This window comes from Pseudomonas sp. SCT (assembly GCF_003864275.1).
In the GTDB taxonomy this organism is placed as follows: Bacteria; Pseudomonadota; Gammaproteobacteria; order Pseudomonadales; family Pseudomonadaceae; genus Stutzerimonas; species Stutzerimonas stutzeri_AE.
In genome coordinates this window covers 14,145-30,601 of the sequence record NZ_BDJA01000014.1, presented here as the reverse complement: position 1 = coordinate 30,601, position 16,457 = coordinate 14,145, and the positions used below count along the sequence as shown (strand labels likewise).

The 16,457-nt window shown below is 60.8% G+C and carries 22 protein-coding genes and 3 pseudogenes; 19 read left to right on the top strand and 6 right to left on the bottom strand.

Translation table 11 applies throughout. The features are described from left to right. The first annotated feature begins 227 nt into the window (after positions 1 to 227). From BHD08_RS22355 to BHD08_RS22315, 9 genes are read left to right on the top strand one after another with little or no spacing between them, the layout of a single operon-like run. The gene (locus BHD08_RS22355; RefSeq protein ID WP_003151133.1) at positions 228 to 605 is read left to right on the top strand and encodes a type II toxin-antitoxin system RelE/ParE family toxin; all 378 of its coding nucleotides are present in this window, start codon (positions 228 to 230) and stop codon (positions 603 to 605) included. Continuing rightward, positions 586 to 921: a helix-turn-helix domain-containing protein gene (locus BHD08_RS22350; RefSeq protein WP_001172026.1), complete on the top strand. Its 336-nt coding sequence runs from the start codon at positions 586 to 588 to the stop codon at positions 919 to 921. The genes BHD08_RS22355 and BHD08_RS22350 overlap by 20 nt, the downstream gene beginning before the upstream one ends. 14 nt (positions 922 to 935) lie before the next feature. Beyond that, positions 936 to 1,271 (top strand): hypothetical protein, encoded by a 336-nt coding sequence (locus BHD08_RS22345; protein ID WP_000741275.1) that lies wholly within the window; start codon positions 936 to 938, stop codon positions 1,269 to 1,271. 23 nt (positions 1,272 to 1,294) lie between these two features. After that, on the top strand, positions 1,295 to 1,621 hold the full coding sequence (locus BHD08_RS22340; protein WP_000091614.1) for a hypothetical protein: 327 nt from the start codon (positions 1,295 to 1,297) through the stop codon (positions 1,619 to 1,621). After that, positions 1,618 to 1,989 carry a hypothetical protein gene (locus tag BHD08_RS22335; RefSeq protein ID WP_023294894.1) on the top strand — a complete coding sequence of 124 codons (372 nt, stop codon included), beginning with the start codon at positions 1,618 to 1,620 and terminating at the stop codon, positions 1,987 to 1,989. Before BHD08_RS22340 ends, BHD08_RS22335 begins: the two co-directional genes overlap by 4 nt. Before the next feature lie 40 nt (positions 1,990 to 2,029). Next, the gene (locus BHD08_RS22330; RefSeq protein WP_004423344.1) at positions 2,030 to 2,320 is read left to right on the top strand and encodes a hypothetical protein; all 291 of its coding nucleotides are present in this window, start codon (positions 2,030 to 2,032) and stop codon (positions 2,318 to 2,320) included. Further along, a complete protein-coding gene (gene tnpB, locus BHD08_RS22325; protein ID WP_004423345.1) occupies positions 2,317 to 2,661 on the top strand; it encodes an IS66 family insertion sequence element accessory protein TnpB in 345 nt (114 codons plus the stop codon). Before BHD08_RS22330 ends, tnpB begins: the two co-directional genes overlap by 4 nt. A 28-nt stretch (positions 2,662 to 2,689) precedes the next feature. Then, positions 2,690 to 4,321 (top strand): IS66 family transposase, encoded by a 1,632-nt coding sequence (locus BHD08_RS22320; protein ID WP_004423346.1) that lies wholly within the window; start codon positions 2,690 to 2,692, stop codon positions 4,319 to 4,321. Continuing rightward, entirely contained in the window at positions 4,311 to 4,580 is a 270-nt protein-coding gene (locus tag BHD08_RS22315; RefSeq protein ID WP_003458515.1) for a hypothetical protein, read from the top strand. The genes BHD08_RS22320 and BHD08_RS22315 overlap by 11 nt, the downstream gene beginning before the upstream one ends. A 185-nt stretch (positions 4,581 to 4,765) precedes the next feature. Here the strand turns inward: BHD08_RS22315 and BHD08_RS22310 are convergent, their stop codons facing one another. After that, complete coding sequence (locus BHD08_RS22310; RefSeq protein WP_032489165.1) at positions 4,766 to 5,095, bottom strand: four-helix bundle copper-binding protein; 330 nt, start codon at positions 5,093 to 5,095, stop codon at positions 4,766 to 4,768. A 192-nt stretch (positions 5,096 to 5,287) separates the two neighbouring features. On the opposite strand from BHD08_RS22310, the pseudogene BHD08_RS22305 reads away from it, so the two are divergent. Further along, positions 5,288 to 5,374: pseudogene (locus tag BHD08_RS22305) on the top strand (AAA family ATPase); the annotation flags it as partial. 342 nt (positions 5,375 to 5,716) lie between these two features. Then, entirely contained in the window at positions 5,717 to 6,013 is a 297-nt protein-coding gene (locus tag BHD08_RS23295; RefSeq protein WP_256678764.1) for a TetR family transcriptional regulator C-terminal domain-containing protein, read from the top strand. A 101-nt stretch (positions 6,014 to 6,114) separates the two neighbouring features. Here BHD08_RS23295 and merA read toward each other — a convergent pair. From merA to merT, 3 genes and pseudogenes are all read right to left on the bottom strand, one after another. Further along, positions 6,115 to 7,527 (bottom strand): annotated as a pseudogene (merA, locus tag BHD08_RS22295) (mercury(II) reductase); the annotation flags it as partial. A 77-nt stretch (positions 7,528 to 7,604) separates the two neighbouring features. After that, on the bottom strand, positions 7,605 to 7,949 hold the full coding sequence (gene merP, locus BHD08_RS22290) for a mercury resistance system periplasmic binding protein MerP (protein WP_125025111.1): 345 nt from the start codon (positions 7,947 to 7,949) through the stop codon (positions 7,605 to 7,607). 13 nt (positions 7,950 to 7,962) lie between these two features. After that, on the bottom strand, positions 7,963 to 8,313 hold the full coding sequence (merT, locus tag BHD08_RS22285) for a mercuric ion transporter MerT (RefSeq protein WP_125025109.1): 351 nt from the start codon (positions 8,311 to 8,313) through the stop codon (positions 7,963 to 7,965). Between the two features lie 71 nt (positions 8,314 to 8,384). Between merT and merR the strand changes: the two genes are divergently transcribed. After that, positions 8,385 to 8,846 (top strand): Hg(II)-responsive transcriptional regulator, encoded by a 462-nt coding sequence (merR, locus tag BHD08_RS22280; RefSeq protein WP_125025107.1) that lies wholly within the window; start codon positions 8,385 to 8,387, stop codon positions 8,844 to 8,846. Positions 8,847 to 8,961: 115 nt separating this feature from the next. On the opposite strand, the gene BHD08_RS22275 is transcribed toward merR, so the two are convergent. Next, the gene (locus tag BHD08_RS22275) at positions 8,962 to 9,270 is read right to left on the bottom strand and encodes a DUF2790 domain-containing protein (RefSeq protein ID WP_160128699.1); all 309 of its coding nucleotides are present in this window, start codon (positions 9,268 to 9,270) and stop codon (positions 8,962 to 8,964) included. 248 nt (positions 9,271 to 9,518) lie between these two features. Here BHD08_RS22275 and BHD08_RS22270 point away from each other — a divergent pair, with 248 nt between their 5' ends. The 7 genes and pseudogenes from BHD08_RS22270 to BHD08_RS22245 all read left to right on the top strand — a co-directional run bounded on the left by BHD08_RS22270 (position 9,519) and on the right by BHD08_RS22245 (position 15,927). Next, positions 9,519 to 9,821, top strand: coding sequence for a DUF2282 domain-containing protein (locus BHD08_RS22270; protein ID WP_125025103.1), 303 nt, complete (start codon positions 9,519 to 9,521; stop codon positions 9,819 to 9,821). A 30-nt stretch (positions 9,822 to 9,851) separates the two neighbouring features. Continuing rightward, the gene (locus BHD08_RS22265; RefSeq protein ID WP_256678763.1) at positions 9,852 to 10,781 is read left to right on the top strand and encodes a DUF692 domain-containing protein; all 930 of its coding nucleotides are present in this window, start codon (positions 9,852 to 9,854) and stop codon (positions 10,779 to 10,781) included. Further along, positions 10,778 to 11,539, top strand: a complete 762-nt coding sequence (locus BHD08_RS22260) for a DUF2063 domain-containing protein (RefSeq protein ID WP_125025101.1) — start codon at positions 10,778 to 10,780, stop codon at positions 11,537 to 11,539. The genes BHD08_RS22265 and BHD08_RS22260 overlap by 4 nt, the downstream gene beginning before the upstream one ends. Positions 11,540 to 11,545: 6 nt before the next feature. After that, positions 11,546 to 12,034, top strand: coding sequence for a DoxX family protein (locus tag BHD08_RS22255; protein ID WP_125025099.1), 489 nt, complete (start codon positions 11,546 to 11,548; stop codon positions 12,032 to 12,034). Positions 12,035 to 12,111: 77 nt separating this feature from the next. Further along, positions 12,112 to 12,873: pseudogene (locus tag BHD08_RS23595) on the top strand (MCP four helix bundle domain-containing protein); the annotation flags it as partial. Further along, positions 12,859 to 13,731 carry a methyl-accepting chemotaxis protein gene (locus BHD08_RS23590; protein WP_375708264.1) on the top strand — a complete coding sequence of 291 codons (873 nt, stop codon included), beginning with the start codon at positions 12,859 to 12,861 and terminating at the stop codon, positions 13,729 to 13,731. The pseudogene BHD08_RS23595 and the gene BHD08_RS23590, both read left to right, overlap by 15 nt. Positions 13,732 to 13,773: 42 nt before the next feature. Then, positions 13,774 to 15,927, top strand: a complete 2,154-nt coding sequence (locus BHD08_RS22245) for a bifunctional diguanylate cyclase/phosphodiesterase (protein WP_125025095.1) — start codon at positions 13,774 to 13,776, stop codon at positions 15,925 to 15,927. 194 nt (positions 15,928 to 16,121) lie between these two features. On the opposite strand, the gene BHD08_RS22240 is transcribed toward BHD08_RS22245, so the two are convergent. Continuing rightward, positions 16,122 to 16,361 carry an anti-sigma factor gene (locus tag BHD08_RS22240; protein WP_125025093.1) on the bottom strand — a complete coding sequence of 80 codons (240 nt, stop codon included), beginning with the start codon at positions 16,359 to 16,361 and terminating at the stop codon, positions 16,122 to 16,124. Positions 16,362 to 16,457: the final 96 nt, after the last annotated feature.

Below are 16,457 nucleotides of genomic sequence, written 5' to 3'. Positions count from 1 at the left end.
GGTGCACACGAGTATTGAGCATAGTCGAGATTGGTGCAGATGACTTCTGATATTGCGTGGTCAGGAGCCGACTGCACACCTGGCGTTACGCCCCGTCAATTGGTGCAGTCGTCTTCTGAAAATGACAACAGCGGCGGCTGACAGCCTGTCGCAAAACAAATGTTTTACGACACCTCCTTGAGGTTGCCGCGTTTACATCATTACCTGAACAGGTATAAAATTCCGTCATGACAAACAAAGAAAAACCGCTCGAATGGATCGCGAGCAGCCACAAGGATTTGATGGCGTTGCCGTCCGACGTGCGTCGCCGTTTCGGTTACGCGCTCTCGTTGGCGCAGATAGGCGATCAGGATGACGCAGCAAAGGTGCTCAAGGGGTTCGGTGGTGCCGGCGTGCTGGAGGTCGTCGAAGACGATGCCGGCGGCACCTATCGAGCGGTATACACGGTCAAGTTTGCGGAAGCGGTGTTCGTCCTGCACTGCTTCCAGAAGAAGAGCAAGAGCGGAATCGCCACGCCAAAGGCCGACATGGACATCATCCGCGCTCGGCTGAAGGTGGCCGAGGTATTGGCACAGGAGCTACGAAATGCAAAAACGAATCATTGAAGGCGTCGAGGTTCAGCGCAGCTCGGGCAACGTCTTTGCCGACCTTGGACTGCCTGACGCTGAAAAGCTCAAGATCAAGACCGGCCTGGTGGTCGAGATCAGGAGGGCCATGCGCGCCCTTGGGCTGACTCAACAAGCGGCGGCCAAACGCATGGGCATCCCGCAACCGAAGGTGTCGGGCATGATGCGCGGCGACTTCACCAATCTATCCGAACGCAAGCTGATGGATTGTCTGAATCGCCTCGGCTACGACATCGAAATCAAGGTACGGCCAGCAGCCGAGCCGATCGGGCATCTAACGCTCGCAACCGCTTAATCGGAGCTCTCCTGATGGCAGCCCGCATCACCGACGACGAATGGGACGAACTGACTCCCGAGAATTTCGATACCACGGCACTGCTGCGTGCAGTCGATGCCGTGGACGTGCTGCGCGGCGATTTGAATGACAGCGCAGACGGCGCACCTCCGCAACTGCGCACCGACCTGTTGAAGCTGCATCAACTGGCAATGGCCGCGTTCAACGAGGGATCACGCAGCCGAGTGGCTGAGCTATTTGATCTCGCCGTGGATCTTCAGGATCAGGTTGATCATCTGATGACCTCGCTGGAACAAGTGCAAGAAACCCTGTCCCGGTTGACGGCGCTCTACCCAGAAAGCCTGTCCTGAATGTTCTTGGAGACAACCACATCATGAGCCGCAGCCGCCGCAAAACGCCCATCGTTGGGCACACGACCTGCCGTAGCGAGCGCGAGGACAAGAAACTCTGGCATCAGCGCTGGCGAACCCACGAGCGCACCGCGCTGGCCAGCGCGTCGCCGGAAGCTCTATGCGCCCATCTGCCTCTACTGGAAAACCAGGTCAGCAACGTCTGGTCGATGGGTAAGGATGGCCGCTCCTACTGGCCCATCAAGCGCCAGGCCGCCACGGCGGATCGCATTGCCAACCACAAGGGACGCAATCCGCAAGAGCGCGCCTCCCTGAAAAAGCGTCTGCTGCGCAAGTGGATGAGCAAATGAACCTGTCCACCATCGAGGCGCTGGCTATCGCTTGGGCGCGAATCGCTGAAGAAGCAGAACTCCCAGCCGGCTACGAGGGCACGGCGACGCCAGAGGCGCATCGGGCCTGCGAGGTGATCCAGGAGCGGATTCGAGAGCACGTCGTCGCCACCAATGACATGCGGCTGTTCGGCCTGCTGCACCTGCTTGGGCAGGCGTCGCTGCGCATGGAGCAAGCGCTGTGGCCGGAAGAATATGCGCGGATGACCCGCGAGGTCGAGGAAGCTCTCCGAGAGGCCGACGACCCCAACGCCAAGTCGTACACCCACGAAGAAGTCATGCGGGCGATGCAGGAACTCATCGACCAAGCGCGAGACAAGCCATGTTGATCGGCTGACGGAAATTTCTGGGTTTCCGGCTTACAACCCCATGAGAAAACACCGCACCGCAGAACAGTGGCAAGTCCTAATCGGTCAGCAGCGTGACAGCGGCCTGTCGGCCACGCAGTTCTGCAAGGAGCACAAACTCGGTTATGCCAGCTTCTGTAGTTGGCGCAAGCGCCTGTTGAGTCAGCCGGTCGGTGAGGCTGCGGATTCTGGTTATGCCAGCTTCCTGGATCTGTCATCGCTGATGGATGACTCGGCCTCTCCCGGAAGCGGCTGGAATATCGTGCTGAGCCTGGGTAATGGTGTTGAGCTAAGGCTGAGCCAGATCAGATGATCGGTCTGGATAGCCAGGCCCGGATCTGGCTGTGCACCGAGCCCACGGATATGCGCAAATCCTTCCGGGGGCTGAGCGCTCTGGTCCGCAATCAACTCAAGCAAGATCCGCTCAGCGGGCAGTATTTTGTCTTCGTTAACCGTCGCAAGACCCAAATGAAGATGTTGTATTTCACGCCCACGGGCTACTGCCTGTGGGCCAAGCGACTGGAGCAGGGGCAGTTCCGGGTACGGCCGTCTTCTTCGGGACAGCGCCCCTTAAACCTGACTGATCTCCAGTTGCTGATTGACGGTATCGAGGTGCAAAAGTACCGTCAGTTCAAGCGTTTTCGGGGCACGTAGCGGGTTGTGTTCCGGTATAATATCGGCCATGAATTCAATGGCTTCCGCGTCCTATTCCAACGCCCCTTCCTACTCGGTACTGGCCGAGGAGAATGCCCTGTTGCGTGAGCAGCTACAGGTCATGCAGCGGCAGTTGGACTGGTTCAAGAAGCAGCTGTTCGGCCCCAAGTCCGAGAAGCAGGTGTATGACCTCCCGGAGCAGGGCGGCCTGTTCCAATCGAATGATGCGGCTAGCCCGGAGAAGCCTCTCGATGCGGAGAAACGCCCGGTTCGGGCTTATCAGCGAGGCACCGGAAAGAAACAGCGGGACGACGACTGCCTGAACGATACGGGTCTGCGTTTTACAGCGGACGTGCCAGTGGAAGTTGTTGAACACCTGCCGCCGGAGCTAAGCGGCCCCGACGCCGACCAGTACGACATCCTTGGCACCAAAACGACCTATCGGCTGGCCCAGCGGACGTCCAGTTACGTGGTGTTGCAAGTGGAACGCCCCGTATTTCGGCGCAAGGGCAGCGACAAGCCCGTGACCACGCCGGCCCCGTCCAACGTACTGGACAACAGCCTGGCCGACGTCAGCTTGTTGGCGGGTCTGATGGTCGACAAGTTCCAGTTTCACCTACCGCTGTATCGCCAACACCAACGCATCCAGCAAGCGGGTATTACCCTCAGCCGCAGCACCCTCACCAATCTGATCAAGCGATCTATTGATCTGCTGCGGCCGATCGTGGATGCCCAGACCGACAATGTTCTGCGCAGCCGGGTGTTGGCGATGGATGAGACGCCGATTAAAGCTGGCCACCAGGGTCGGGCAGGCCCACAAAAAGGCAAGATGAAATCCGGCTGGTTCTGGCCGTTATACGGCGATGCCGATGAAGTGGTGTTCACTTACTCGAACAGTCGAGGCCGAGCCCATATCGAGCAGGTACTGAACGAACAGTTCAGCGGAACTCTGATCAGTGACGGCTATGCTGCTTATGCCCGCTATGCCGCCGCACAGCAGAACATCATCCACGCGCAGTGCTGGGTGCACAGTCGTCGTTACTTCATTGAGGCGCAGAAGGACCACCCGATAACTGCCACCGAAGCCCTTCAGCAGATTGCCAAGCTATACACCAACGAAGAAGAGATCCGCGTCCAGCAACTGACCGGCGAAAAGAAACGCCAGTACCGGCTGCTCCACTCAAAGCCGGTGGTCAGCGACTTCTTCCAATGGTGCCGGGATCAACTGGCACAGGGCGGTCTGCTGCCCAGTGATTTATTGACCAAAGCACTGAACTACGTGCTCAGCCGTGAAGCCAGCCTGACCGTCTTCCTGGAAGACCCAGACGTCCAGCCAGACACCAACCACCTGGAACGGGCCCTGCGCCCCATTCCCATGGGACGCAAGAACTGGCTGTTCTGCTGGACTGAACTCGGCGCGGAACACGTGGGCATCATCCAGAGCCTGATCACTACGTGCAAACTGCACGACATCAACCCGTACACCTATCTGGTGGACGTGCTGCAGCGCATCAGTCAGCACCCGGCCAGCAAGGTCGCTGACCTGACGCCTCGGCTCTGGAAGACCCGGTTCGCCGATAATCCGTTACGCTCGCTGATCGATCCGCGCCATTCTGATCGACAGACCGCACAGCCAAAGGGCACCCTCCATGCGCATTGAAGACATGAGCATCGATCAGCTATTGGAGCTGAACCGAATGATCTGCCGGCGCATTGATGAACTGCAAGATCAAGAAAACCTGCAGGCGCTGAGTCGGCTGCACGTGGGGCTGAAGGTGACCTTCGAAAGCCGAACTGGCTTGACTATGGGGATCGTCACCAAGATCAACCGCAAGAGCGTGATCGTCCTGGCCGAGAACGGCACGAAACAGTACAAGGTCTCACCGGAATTGCTAAGGCCCCTTCGGGACGTAAAGTAAGTCCAGTACGTCGTGGAATGAACGCTTACGGTTTGGGTGAGCTCGGCCAGCGGATATCTAGGCCTTTTCTGCTAGCAAGTCAGCTGGCTTAGCTTCAACTGCACATGCTGGGATATAAGGTCATTCCGGCGAAGCTGCTCTGGCAACGAGATGACGAGCTTTGCCAGAGCAGCAAGTCGCGAATGTTACGCAGCCATGCGCTCGCATTCTTCAGCGCACTTCATGCACGCTTTGGCACACTCTTGGCAGTGATCCACTTGATGTTTCGCGCATTCCTCTCCGCATGCACGGCAGATCTTGGCGCAAAGGGCACAAAATTCTTTAGCGTAATCACTTTCGCGACTCATCAGTATGGCGGCCAACCTACAAATGTCCGCGCAGTCGCGGTCAAGCTCGATGCAGCGTGCCATCATTTTTACGTCATCCTCACGCAGGCAAGCAGAGGCGCACGTTTCGCACACAAGGGCGCAGTTCGAACAAGCTTGGATACAGGAAGCGAACATTGAGTTTGTCATTGCGTTCTCCAGGGTTCGATAGTTGTATGTCGTCGGTGCCTACTGACCGATACGGCTCATCAGCCTGTTAGCAGACACTGAATTATGACACGCTCCTACCGAGCCCGTTTCGAAAAACTTCATTACAATGTTGTAAGGTAAATCCAACCGCACCGGGGCTCTGCGGGCGCAGTTGGTGGCGATGTGGCAGTCAGTAGCTTGGCGGCCCAGGCCAAGATCAAATCACGGGAGCGAAAGCGTAAGGGCAGCCAGGAACCGGAGGACGATGAGCCGTTCTGATTTCATGGCGACGACGGCCTGCTACATGGCTGCGTGTGGCAGGTCTTAAACAACTGAACTGGGCTAGCGAAGGAGTGGGGGCAACAGCAGCTGCGCTGGTAGACTTATCCACAGTTGCTGGTAACAAAATCAGCAATCCGCCCTGGGTCAAATTTCAATCGGCAGGGTCAATTTTCCATCAGCGCCAACATACACCCACGAAGAAGTCATGCGGGCGATGCAGGAACTCATCGACCAAGCGCGAGACAAGCCATGTTGATCGGCTGACGGAAATTTCTGGGTTTCCGGCTTACAACCCCCAATACATGCACGGCGACCAGCGCGCCTCCTGCGCGGGCCTGCATGCTCGTCAAGACGTTGCTCGAAGTCGGCGACCAGGAGCCGCAACTGCAACACAAGGTCAATGCGTTGCTGGATGCCGTCGAGCATAAACTGCGCGCTCTTCTTGAGTGTGCGCAACAGCGCGGCGAGCTGCGCCCCGAGGTCGATTGCGCCCGACTGGCTCGGCTGCTGCAGGCCCAGATCATCGGGTTGCGCGCCTTTGCCCAGCGCCAGACACCCGCCCGGCATGTACTCGAACTTGCCGAGGATATGGCTGCCCTGCTGGATCAATATGCGCAGAGCGGCACCGCCGCATAAGCCCATTGCATCCGTGGGATACAGCCAGCTCATCAGCGCACTCCAATCAAGATGGCAATGATGGAGCGGTTGCCGAGTTGATAATTGCGCCGATTTATCCGTTATCCCGCGCAGCAGGACAGTTGCTTCACATCCTTGAAGAAAGTCTGCGCGCAGAGCTTGAGCCCCTCGACCATGGTCAGATAAGGGAATAGCTGGTCGGCCAACTCCAGCACCGTCATCCGTGCGCGAATGGCCAGCGCCGCGCTTTGGATCAGTTCGCCCGCCTCCGGCGCCAGCGCCTGCACGCCCAGCAGGCGGCCCGTGCCGGACTCGGCGACCAGCTTGATGAAGCCGCGCGTATCGAAGTTGACCAGCGCCCGCGGCACGTTATCCAGGCTGAGCGTGCGGCTGTCGGTCTCGATTCCGGCCTGCTGCGCCTGCGCCTCACTGCAGCCGACGGTGGCCACCTGCGGGTCGGTGAACACCACCGCTGGCATGCAGCTCAGGTCGAGGCTGACGTCCCCGCCGGTCATGTTGATCGCCGCGCGAGTGCCGGCCGCCGCTGCCACATAGACGAACTGCGGCTGGTCGGTGCAGTCGCCGGCCGCATAGATAGCCGCTGCGCTGCTGCGCATGCCGGGGTCGATCTGGATGGCGCCGCGTTCGTCCAGCTTCACGCCGGCGCCCTGCAGGTTCATGCCCTGGGTGTTGGGTGTGCGGCCGCTGGCGACCAGCAGCTGGTCGGCACGCAGTTCGCCGTGATGGGTGCTCAGGACGAACGCGCCGTCGGCATGAGACACCTGGCTGGCTTGCGTATGTTCCAGCACTTCGATGCCCTCGGCGCGGAAGACAGCGCCGAGCGCCGCGCCTATGGCCGGGTCTTCGCGGAACAACAGCGTATGGCGTGCCAGGATCGTCACCGCGCTACCCAGCCGGGCAAACGCCTGCGCCAGTTCCACCGCGACCACCGAAGAACCGATCACCGCCAGGCGTTTGGGAATGCTGTCGCTCACCAGCGCCGTGCTGGAGGTCCAGTACGGCGTGTCCCCGAGACCGGCAATCAGCGGCACGGCCGGGCTGGCGCCGCTGGCAACCAGGCAGCGGTCGAAGGCCAGGATGCGCTCGCCGCCCTCGCTCAGCGCAACTACCAGATGTTGTCCGTCATGGAAGCGCGCCTCACCGTGCAGCACGCTGATGGCCGGGGTACGCTGCAGGATGCCCTCGTATTTGGCATGGCGCAGTTCGTCCACCAGGCCTTGCTGCTGGGCCAGCAGGCGTGCGCGCAATACGGCCGGGGTCGCGGCGGACAAGCCGCCATCGAACGGACTCTGGCGCCGGGTATGCGCCACATGGGCGGCGCGAATCATGATTTTCGACGGTATGCAGCCGACGTTGACGCAGGTGCCGCCGAGGCTGCCACGTTCGATCAGGGTGACCTGTGCGCCGCGCTCGACGGCCTTGAGCGCCGCCGCCATGGCCGCCCCGCCGCTGCCGATGACGGCGATGTGCAGCGGTTGCTCGCCGTCCGCCCACCGCGCTGCAACACCTGGGCCGTCCAGCGCCCGGTCGCTCAGTCCAATCATCAACAGCCTATTGGGGTTACTCATTCTCACTCCTCGAACGAAGCCGGGTAGCCCGCGTTTTCGCTGGCCTCGCTCAGGGCTAGCGCGCTGGTCTTGCTGTCATCGAAGGTGACCAGCGCCTCCCTATCGTCGAAACTGACCTCGACCTTGGTCACGCCCTCGACCCTGGTCAGCGCCTTCTTCACCGTCAACGGGCAAGCGGCGCAGGTCATACCCGGCACCGACAGCGTGACAGTCTGGCTGTCGGCCCACGCTGGAGCAGAGAACAGGCTGGCGAGAACGATGGATGCGAGCAGCTTTTTCCAAGGCGCATCCCTGCGCCTTATCCCTTCGGGGCTGGGGCGAAAACCTGTTCCAGATAAATTTTTCATGACTAACGCCTGATCAGTAGAACCATGGAAGAAAGTAAGGGAAACCGAGCGCGACCAGCACCAATGCCAGCACCACCCAGAACAGCAGCTTGTAGCTGCGGCGTATCTGAGGGATGGCACAGACCTCCCCAGCCGTGCAGACTCGCGCCGGGCGGAAGATCCGCCGCCAGGCGAAGAACACCGCCAGCAGTGCCGCGCCGATGAAGAGCGGGCGGTAAGGTTCCAGCACGCTCAGGTTGCCGATCCAGGCCCCGCTGAATCCCAGCGTGATCAACAGCAGCGGCCCCAGGCAGCAGGTCGAGGCGAGAATCGCAGCGAGCCCCCCGGCGGCAAGAGGGACGCGTCCGCTTGGCTGTTCCGGCATGCCTGTCTCCTTTCGAGTAGCTGATCGATGGTTTAAGGTTACTTCCGTAGTCATGTACGGAATCAAGCGCTATGCAGAGCCATCGACCAAGCCTGACCATCGGCGCCTTTGCCAGGGTCGCCGGAGTCAACCTGGAAACCATCAGGTTCTATCAACGCAAGGGCCTGCTGCCTGAGCCGCAGCGCCCGCCCGGCGGCATCCGCCGCTACGGACAGGCGGACGTGGCGCGGCTGAGCTTCGTGAAAACCGCTCAGCGTCTGGGCTTCAGCCTGGATGAGATCGCCGAGCTGCTACGCCTGGAAGATGGCACCCACTGCGCGGAGGCCAGCCGCCTGGCCGAACGCAAGCTGGCGGACGTGCAGGCGAAGCTGGCCGACCTGGCGCGCATCGAATCGGTGTTGTCCCAGCTTGTGTGCGCCTGCCAAGCCGGCAAGGGCAAGGTTGCCTGCCCGCTGATCGCCTCGTTGCAAGGCGCAACGGAACCACTGCCGGCCACTGGGCACCAGCCGGTCATGAGCCAAGCACTGCCCTGAGCCCATATGGCCCACCGTCGAGAGGGCGGTCGACAAGCAGCCACGGAAACCCGCTTGTTGATCGACGTCCCTCGAATGCCCTTCACTTGCCGGCAACTGCCTTCTGTCGGCGGGCTCAATTGTCGTAACAACCACCGCCGTGAATCAGATACTCCAAGGCCCGCAGCTTGCCCTCACTGTCTTCGTAGTGCATGACCGAGGGCACGACATCGCACACCTGGCTGGTGTCGCTAATGGCCAGAACCCGCGCGATATCCATCTTCATCCCGTAGTGGTAGGTCTCGACCGGGATCTGCTCCAGGTGTGACGGGATACCCGGCTGCATGTCCTGTTTCAGTTGCGTCTGGCCGGCATGTACCAGCCCTCCAGCACCGACCAGGCTTATTGCGGCGATCAGGCTGGCAACTCGGATTGTGCGTTTCATGACGTCATCCTCCAGGGGAATTTGACTGACATGAATTTGATCTGCTGTGGCCGCCCTTGTTACAGCTCGCGCCATGCTGTTCTTCCGCACACAGGCACCTGGCCTGCACCGATCGAATCGATCTCTTCCCGCGTTAACTCGCCGCTGTAACAAACGGCCGGCCAATGTCTCCAAAGGGCGTGGAGCTGATATCCAGCGTCGTGCTTTCTCATCCACCCGCCATTTGAGTCCGCTAAAGGAATTGACCCATGAATAAAGCCGTAACCACCGCTTCCCTGGCCCTGGCCCTGGCCCTGAGCGCCGCCCTGGCAGTTGCCGCCATTCCGATGACCGCTCACGCCGCCGAGAAAGACAAGTGCTTCGGCGTAGCGCTTAAAGGCAAGAACGACTGCAAGGCGGGTGCAGGCACGTCCTGCGCCGGCACCTCGAAGGTCGACTATCAAAGCAATGCCTGGTCCATGGTGCCCAAGGGTACATGCGAACAAACCGCCTCACCGACCTCCCCCACCGGCTTTGGCCAACTCCAGGAATTCAAGGCAAAAAGCGCCTGATCGACGAATGAACGGTCGCGGAGCGTTCCCATGAATCAACCTCTCAGCGATACACCGTTCATGGGGGACGCTGCCAGCGCAGCCTCCCCCGTGTTGCCGAGCCGTGCCGGCATCGGTTTAAAGCCCGAACACTTTCGCGATGTGCTCGCGCAAACGCCCGAGCTGGGGTTCTTTGAAGTCCACGCCGAGAACTACATGGTGGCGGGTGGGCCTTTCCACTATTACCTGGAAAAGATTCGCGCGCGCTATCCGCTGTCCATCCATGGTGTCGGCCTGTCCATTGGTGGTCAGGGCCCGCTGGATGAAGAGCATCTGGCGCGCCTGGCCGCACTGCTGGAGCGCTACCAGCCAGAGTCGTTTTCCGAACACCTGGCCTGGTCCAGTCATGCCGGCAGATTTTTCAATGACCTGCTGCCACTGCCTTATACCGCGCAGAGCCTCGCGCATGTTTGTGCCCATATAGACCATGTGCAGGAGCGCCTCGGGCGGCGCATGCTGCTGGAAAACCCCGCCACTTACGTTCAGTTCGCTGCCTCGACCATGGCCGAGAGCGAATTCATCAGCCATGTCGTCTGCCGCACTGGCTGCGGGCTGCTGTTGGATGTCAACAACGTGCATGTGGCCAGCGTCAATCATGGCGGCAATGCCCATGAGTACATCCTCGGCCTGCCGCTGCATGCAGTCGCCGAAATTCACCTGGCCGGCTTTGCCGAAGCGACGGACTCCATCGGTCAGCCACTGCTGATCGACAGCCATGGCGCACCCGTGGCGCAAGCCGTCTGGGCGCTTTATGCCTTTACTCTGGGGCTGACAGGGCCCAAACCGACACTGATCGAACGCGACAACGCTATTCCTGAGCTGGCGGTACTGCTGCAAGAAGCCCGGCAGGCGGACGCCATCATGGAGCGCCTGTTCAGGGACCGCGTGCCCGGCACAGAGCCGCAGAAAGCACCGGCATGAGTGTCCATGACGATTTCGCCGCAACCTTGCTCGGCGACGCCGGCGTTTGCCCGCCGGGCCTGCGTGCCTGGAACGGTTCGGATCCGGCCCAGCGCTTTGCGGTCTATCGCAACAACGTCACGGTTTCCCTCATCGATGCTCTGGCCGACACCTACCCGGTGACCCAAGCCATGCTCGGCGAAGAGTTTTTCCGCGCCATGGCGCGCCTGTACGTTCGCGCCGAGCCGCCCCGTTCACCGGTACTGGCGTGGTATGGCGACTCGTTCCCCGACTTTGTCCAAGGCTTCCCGCCCGCCTCCGGCCTGCCCTACCTGGCCGATCTCGCCCGCCTGGAAATGCGCTATGTGCAGGCCTATCACGCTGCAGACGCAAGCGCGTTGCCAATGGCCGACCTGGCCGGCTTGTTGGCCGATGCGAATGCCCTCGCCCGTGTACGTTTCAGCCTGCACCCCGCCCTCGAGACAGTACGTTCACGCTACGCCGTGGTATCGCTCTGGATCGCCCATCAGGGGCAAACGCCAGCCAACAGCCTGGGCGAGATAAACCTCGACCTTGGCGAAGCGGCGCTGCTGATCCGTCAGGGCCTCGAGGTGGAGATTGTCCGCATTGAAGCTGGCGCCGCGCAGTTCATCGACTGCCTGCGCAGCGGTGCGAGCTTCGCCGATGCGGTGCACAGCGCCGCGCCTTTCGACCTGAGTAACGCACTGGCGCTGCTGATACGCGGCGGCGCCATCACCCACTTCACCCTTCAGGAATAACCCCCTATGCATCAAGCCCGTCCGGTACAGCTGATCAAATGGTTGATTGCCTTATTCGAACGAACGCCCTATTGGCTGATTGCCTTGCTCGGACGGTTTTCCATCGCGGCGGTTTTCTGGAAATCCGGACAGACCAAGGTGCAAGGCTTTGCCCTCGATATCGTCTCCGGCGAGTTTCAATTCGGTATGCCACAGCTCTCCGACTCGGCGGTCTATCTGTTTGAGGAGGAATATCACCTGCCGCTGATCACTCCCGAACCGGCGGCCATCATGGCGGCCTTTGCCGAACACATTTTTCCGGCCCTGATTCTGCTGGGCCTGGCCACGCGCTTTTCCGCCCTGGCGCTGCTACTCATGACCCTGATCATCCAGTTGCTGGTCTACCCCGATGCCTACCCGACACACGGTGTGTGGGCCACGGTGCTGCTGCTGTTGCTGGCGAAAGGTCCTGGCGCTGTCGCCCTGGATCGCTTCATTGCACGGAAATTCAGCTGATAAAGGCTGCAAGCGAGTGCGCCCTGCACCGCACAAGCCTCATGGAGCGACAACGACATGCATAAAGACACACTGCGATGAGCATTCGCCAGCGCCTGACGACCAGCTATGCCATCGTCCTGGTATTTCTTCTGGCCATTGTCCTCATCAGCCTGCAACGCTTCGATCAGCAGGCCCAGAGCATGCACGACGTCGTCGAAGGGGATGCCGCGCGTGCCAAGCTTGCCTCAGCCATCAACCTGCACGCCGAAACGGCAGCCAGTCGCTTACTGCTGCTCTTCGTCCTTGAAGACCGCGAACAGCGAACCACCATCTACCAGGAGATCGACGCGCAGAACGCCGAGATCGATCAAGCCCTGCAGGGCTTTCGCGCACTGATGAGCGAGCCTGAGTCGCAGGCGATGCTCGCCCGCCTGGAAAGCCTGCGCAATGCCTATGAAACGCACTTCAGTGCCACGGTAGAAGAGCTGGAAGTGGGCGAGCGAGCCTCGGCCGTGCAGCTTATGACGGGGCCGACTCTCAGCGCACTCAATGCCCTGCTGGCGCAAACAGCGGCATTGGCAGAGCAGCAGCAACTGTCCATGCAGGCACGCCAGGCACAGGCAGTGCAGGCATCCGAACGCTCTATCCAGCTGGTGCTCGCCCTGGGTTTCAGCGCCTTGATCGCGGGCCTGCTGATGGCGATTTATATGACCCGCAGTATCACCCAGCCGCTGGATCGCGCGGGAATGGCGGCTGATCGGATTGCCGGCGGCGACCTCAGCCTCACGATCGACAAGGTCGGCAAGGCCGGCAAGGATGAAATCGGCAAACTGTTGGCGGGCATGCGCAGCATGTGCGAACGCCTGCGTACTGTTATCGGCTCGATCCTGAGCAGCGCAGCACAGGTAGACTCGGCGGCCGAGCAACTGCGGGTGCCCGCAGCCAAGGTCAAGGCGGACTCGGCACTGCAGAACGAACTGGCGTGCTCTATCGATCGTTCCATCGCCCAGTTATCCCAGGGCATCGGCGCGATGGCAGGTAACGTTTCGACCACCCGCGACCAGGCCCTCAAGGCCCGCGACCTGGCGCAGGAAGGTGCGCGGGCCATCAGCGTGGTTGCCGCGGAAATCGCCCAGATCGCCACGGCCGTCGATGGCTCGGCCCAGTCGGTCGCCCGGCTCGGCCTGAGCGCCAAAGAAGTCGCGGGGGCGGTCAGCCTGATCCGTCAGATCGCCGATCAAACCAACCTCCTGGCGCTGAACGCGTCCATCGAGGCGGCACGGGCCGGTGACAGTGGCAGAGGCTTCGCGGTCGTCGCCGATGAAGTGCGTACGCTGGCCAACCGCACCGCGGATGTCACCGAAGAAATTGACCGGGTGATGACCCTGATCAATCAACAGACCCAGAATGCGACCCGCGACATAGACGCGGGCAAGCGCGGCATGGAGCACGGCATGGGTTTGATACAGAGCATCGCCGTCCCGTTGGAGGCATTACAGACCGATGCCCAGGATTCCCTCGACAACCTTGAACAACTGACTGCACTGGCGGCTGACCAGGCCCGGGAAAGCGAGGCGATTGCCGGCAACGTGCGCACCATCGTCGAGATGGCCAGGACCAATAAACAGGCTACCGATCAGCTTTCAACGATCACCGGCGAACTGTTGCAAACAGCCGCAGGATTGCAGGCCTCGGTTGCCGCCTTCCGCCTGTAGCCGGGCGCAAGCAAGCCCCGCACAGTAAGGAGGCACACCAGCATGATCGGTGACACCCTGAAGCGATTCGCCCAGCTCGCCTCGATTCGCAGCCGGTTGATCCTGGCGTTCTCCGCTCTGCTCGGGCTGTTGCTGGCTCTCTCGGTGATGGCCTCGCAGCGCCTCGAAACACTGGGCGCTAGCATGCACGAGTTCGTCGATCAGCCCGCCCGACTCGCCCTACTCGCCGAGCGCGCAAACCAGCACTCGCAATACGCCGCCATCCAGCTGCTGCGCCTGTTGCAAACCCCGGAGCGGGATCGGCGAATCCCTCTCTATGCGCAGATGGATGCCGCCATGACGGCATCGGATGCGGCCATCGCCAGCCTGGCACAGGCGGACAATCGGGCCTACCCGCAAGCGCATATCGCCCAGGTTACCGAGTTGCGTCGACGCTATGGTGCCTTGTTTCAGGAGACGGTCGAGCTCATTGAAATCCAAGGCCTGACTCAGGCTCGAGCGCACTTCGAGCGGCAAACAGACGCTGCACTGAAGGCGCTACTGGATGAGACATTGAGTCTGACGGCGCGTCAACAAGCACTGATGAACCTGGAGGTCGAGCGGTTTGAGCAGTCCGCCAGTGGCACACGCCTGCAAATAGTCGCGATCACGGCCAGCGCGCTGCTACTCGGCGCCCTGCTGGCCCTGTTGATCTCGCGCTCCATCGTCATACCCATAGGTGAAGCGGTCGCCGTGGCCGAAACAATCGCCGCTGGCCATTACAACGAGCGCATTCCTCACGGTAGAGGCCCGGAAGTGCAGGTACTGCTGCGCGCGTTGGCTCTGATGCGCAGAAACATCGTGATTCGCGAAGAGCGGATAACCCGCCTGGCCTATGTCGACAGCTTGACCGGCCTGCCCAACAGGGCACATTTCATGGAAGCACTCGCCACCGCCAGCGCAGGTGAACATGGTGCCCTGGTGATCCTCAATATCGATCGCTTCGCACCGATCAATAACGCCCTGGGCCATGCCGTGGGCGACCGCATGCTTGGCGAAATAGCGGCGCGCCTGCGCGCCTGCGTTGCCACGCCCCACCTGGTCGCGCGACTTGGTGGTGACGAGTTCGCCATGCTGTACAAAGGCAGCGATAGATCCGCCAGTGCCGGGCACATACAGATGATTCTGGACGCGCTACGCCGGCCGATGCGCCTCGATGGCCAGCGACTGGATATCGATGCAAGCCTGGGCGTCGTGTTTTATCCGGATGATGGTAATGATCCCACCGCCTTGCTCAGGCGCGCCGACCTGGCCATCAAGGCGGCCAAACGCCGGCACGACAGTTTTGCGTTTGCGGCGGAACTCGAGGACGTGGTGCAGCATGAGCAACTCACCTTGCTCGGCGAGATGCGCGATGCCCTGGTGCGAAATGATTTCGTCATTTATTACCAACCAAAATTGCATCTTGCGGACGCTCGCATCAGCGGGGTTGAAGCACTGTTGCGCTGGCAACATCCGCTCAGGGGACTGATTGCACCTGATCTGTTTATCCCGTTTGCAGAGCAAACCGGCTTCATTCGCGAGATCACACCCTGGCTGATTCGCGAGGTGGTTGGCCACGCCGCGCAGTGGCGGCGCGATGGCGTGGAGCTCGTGGCCTCGCTCAACATATCGGCACTCGACCTGCTCAACCCAGCGCTCATCGATGGGCTACAACGGTTGCTGATCCAGACGTCCTTGCCGGCTGAAATGCTCTGTCTCGAAATCACTGAAAGCGCCCTGATGGACGACCCCGAGCGGGCGCACGAGCACCTGCTCGCGCTCGCTCGGCTGGGCGTCAAGCTATCGATCGACGACTATGGTGCCGGCCATGCCTCACTGGCCTATGTGAGAACGCTGCCGGTCCATGAACTGAAGATCGATCGATCCTTCATCACCCGGGTTGACCAACAACCTAAAAGTGCCGCCATCGTGCGCTCGACCATCGTGCTGTGCCGTGAACTTGGCTTGTCGGTTGTCGCCGAAGGCGTCGAGACGGCCAGCGAACTGGAGTGGCTGCAGGTCAATCACTGTGATCTGGCACAAGGCTTTGGCATCGGCCGCCCGATGCCGGTGCACGAACTATATGGCTGGCTGGCCATTAGCCACGCGGGGTTGGCAGGAACAGCAGCTGGCAGGCCGGCGCTACAGGTAGAGAGCGACAGCAAAACTGTCTAGCCCTACCCCCTCAAAGAATCGCGGCGGACCAACAACACAGGCAAAACTGCTCCCACGTCCCTGCCGGATGCGAGCACCTGACAGATGATTATTGCCACGCCGGTCAGGATAGAGGGCACCCGCGAAACGCAAAACGGATGATCGCGGCCAAGCCTGAGCGCGCAATCGATCACCAGGCAGTCCATGCCCTCGACTTAACCCGAGCGCTTCTCGATTGCGTGCTGGATATGACCAAGCGTGGCCTCTACCTCTGCACTATCCGTCGGCGCCGCTAACGCCTGCAGGACGGCCGACGTCAGAGCCAGTTGCTTGATGTAGGTGCGGCAGTTTTTGCATTGCCGCAGATGCACATAGACAGCGATGCGTTTTCCAAGGCTCAGTTGCTTATCGAGAATATCCGAGCCTAGCTGTGCCATTTCTCGGCAGGTCAGCATGTTCTTTCCCCCTCGAAAAATGTAGCCGTCATTTGCGGACAATCAATCGTGAACCCCGCCACGCAAAGCAGCCCGACTGGACACACTCTTGGCGCA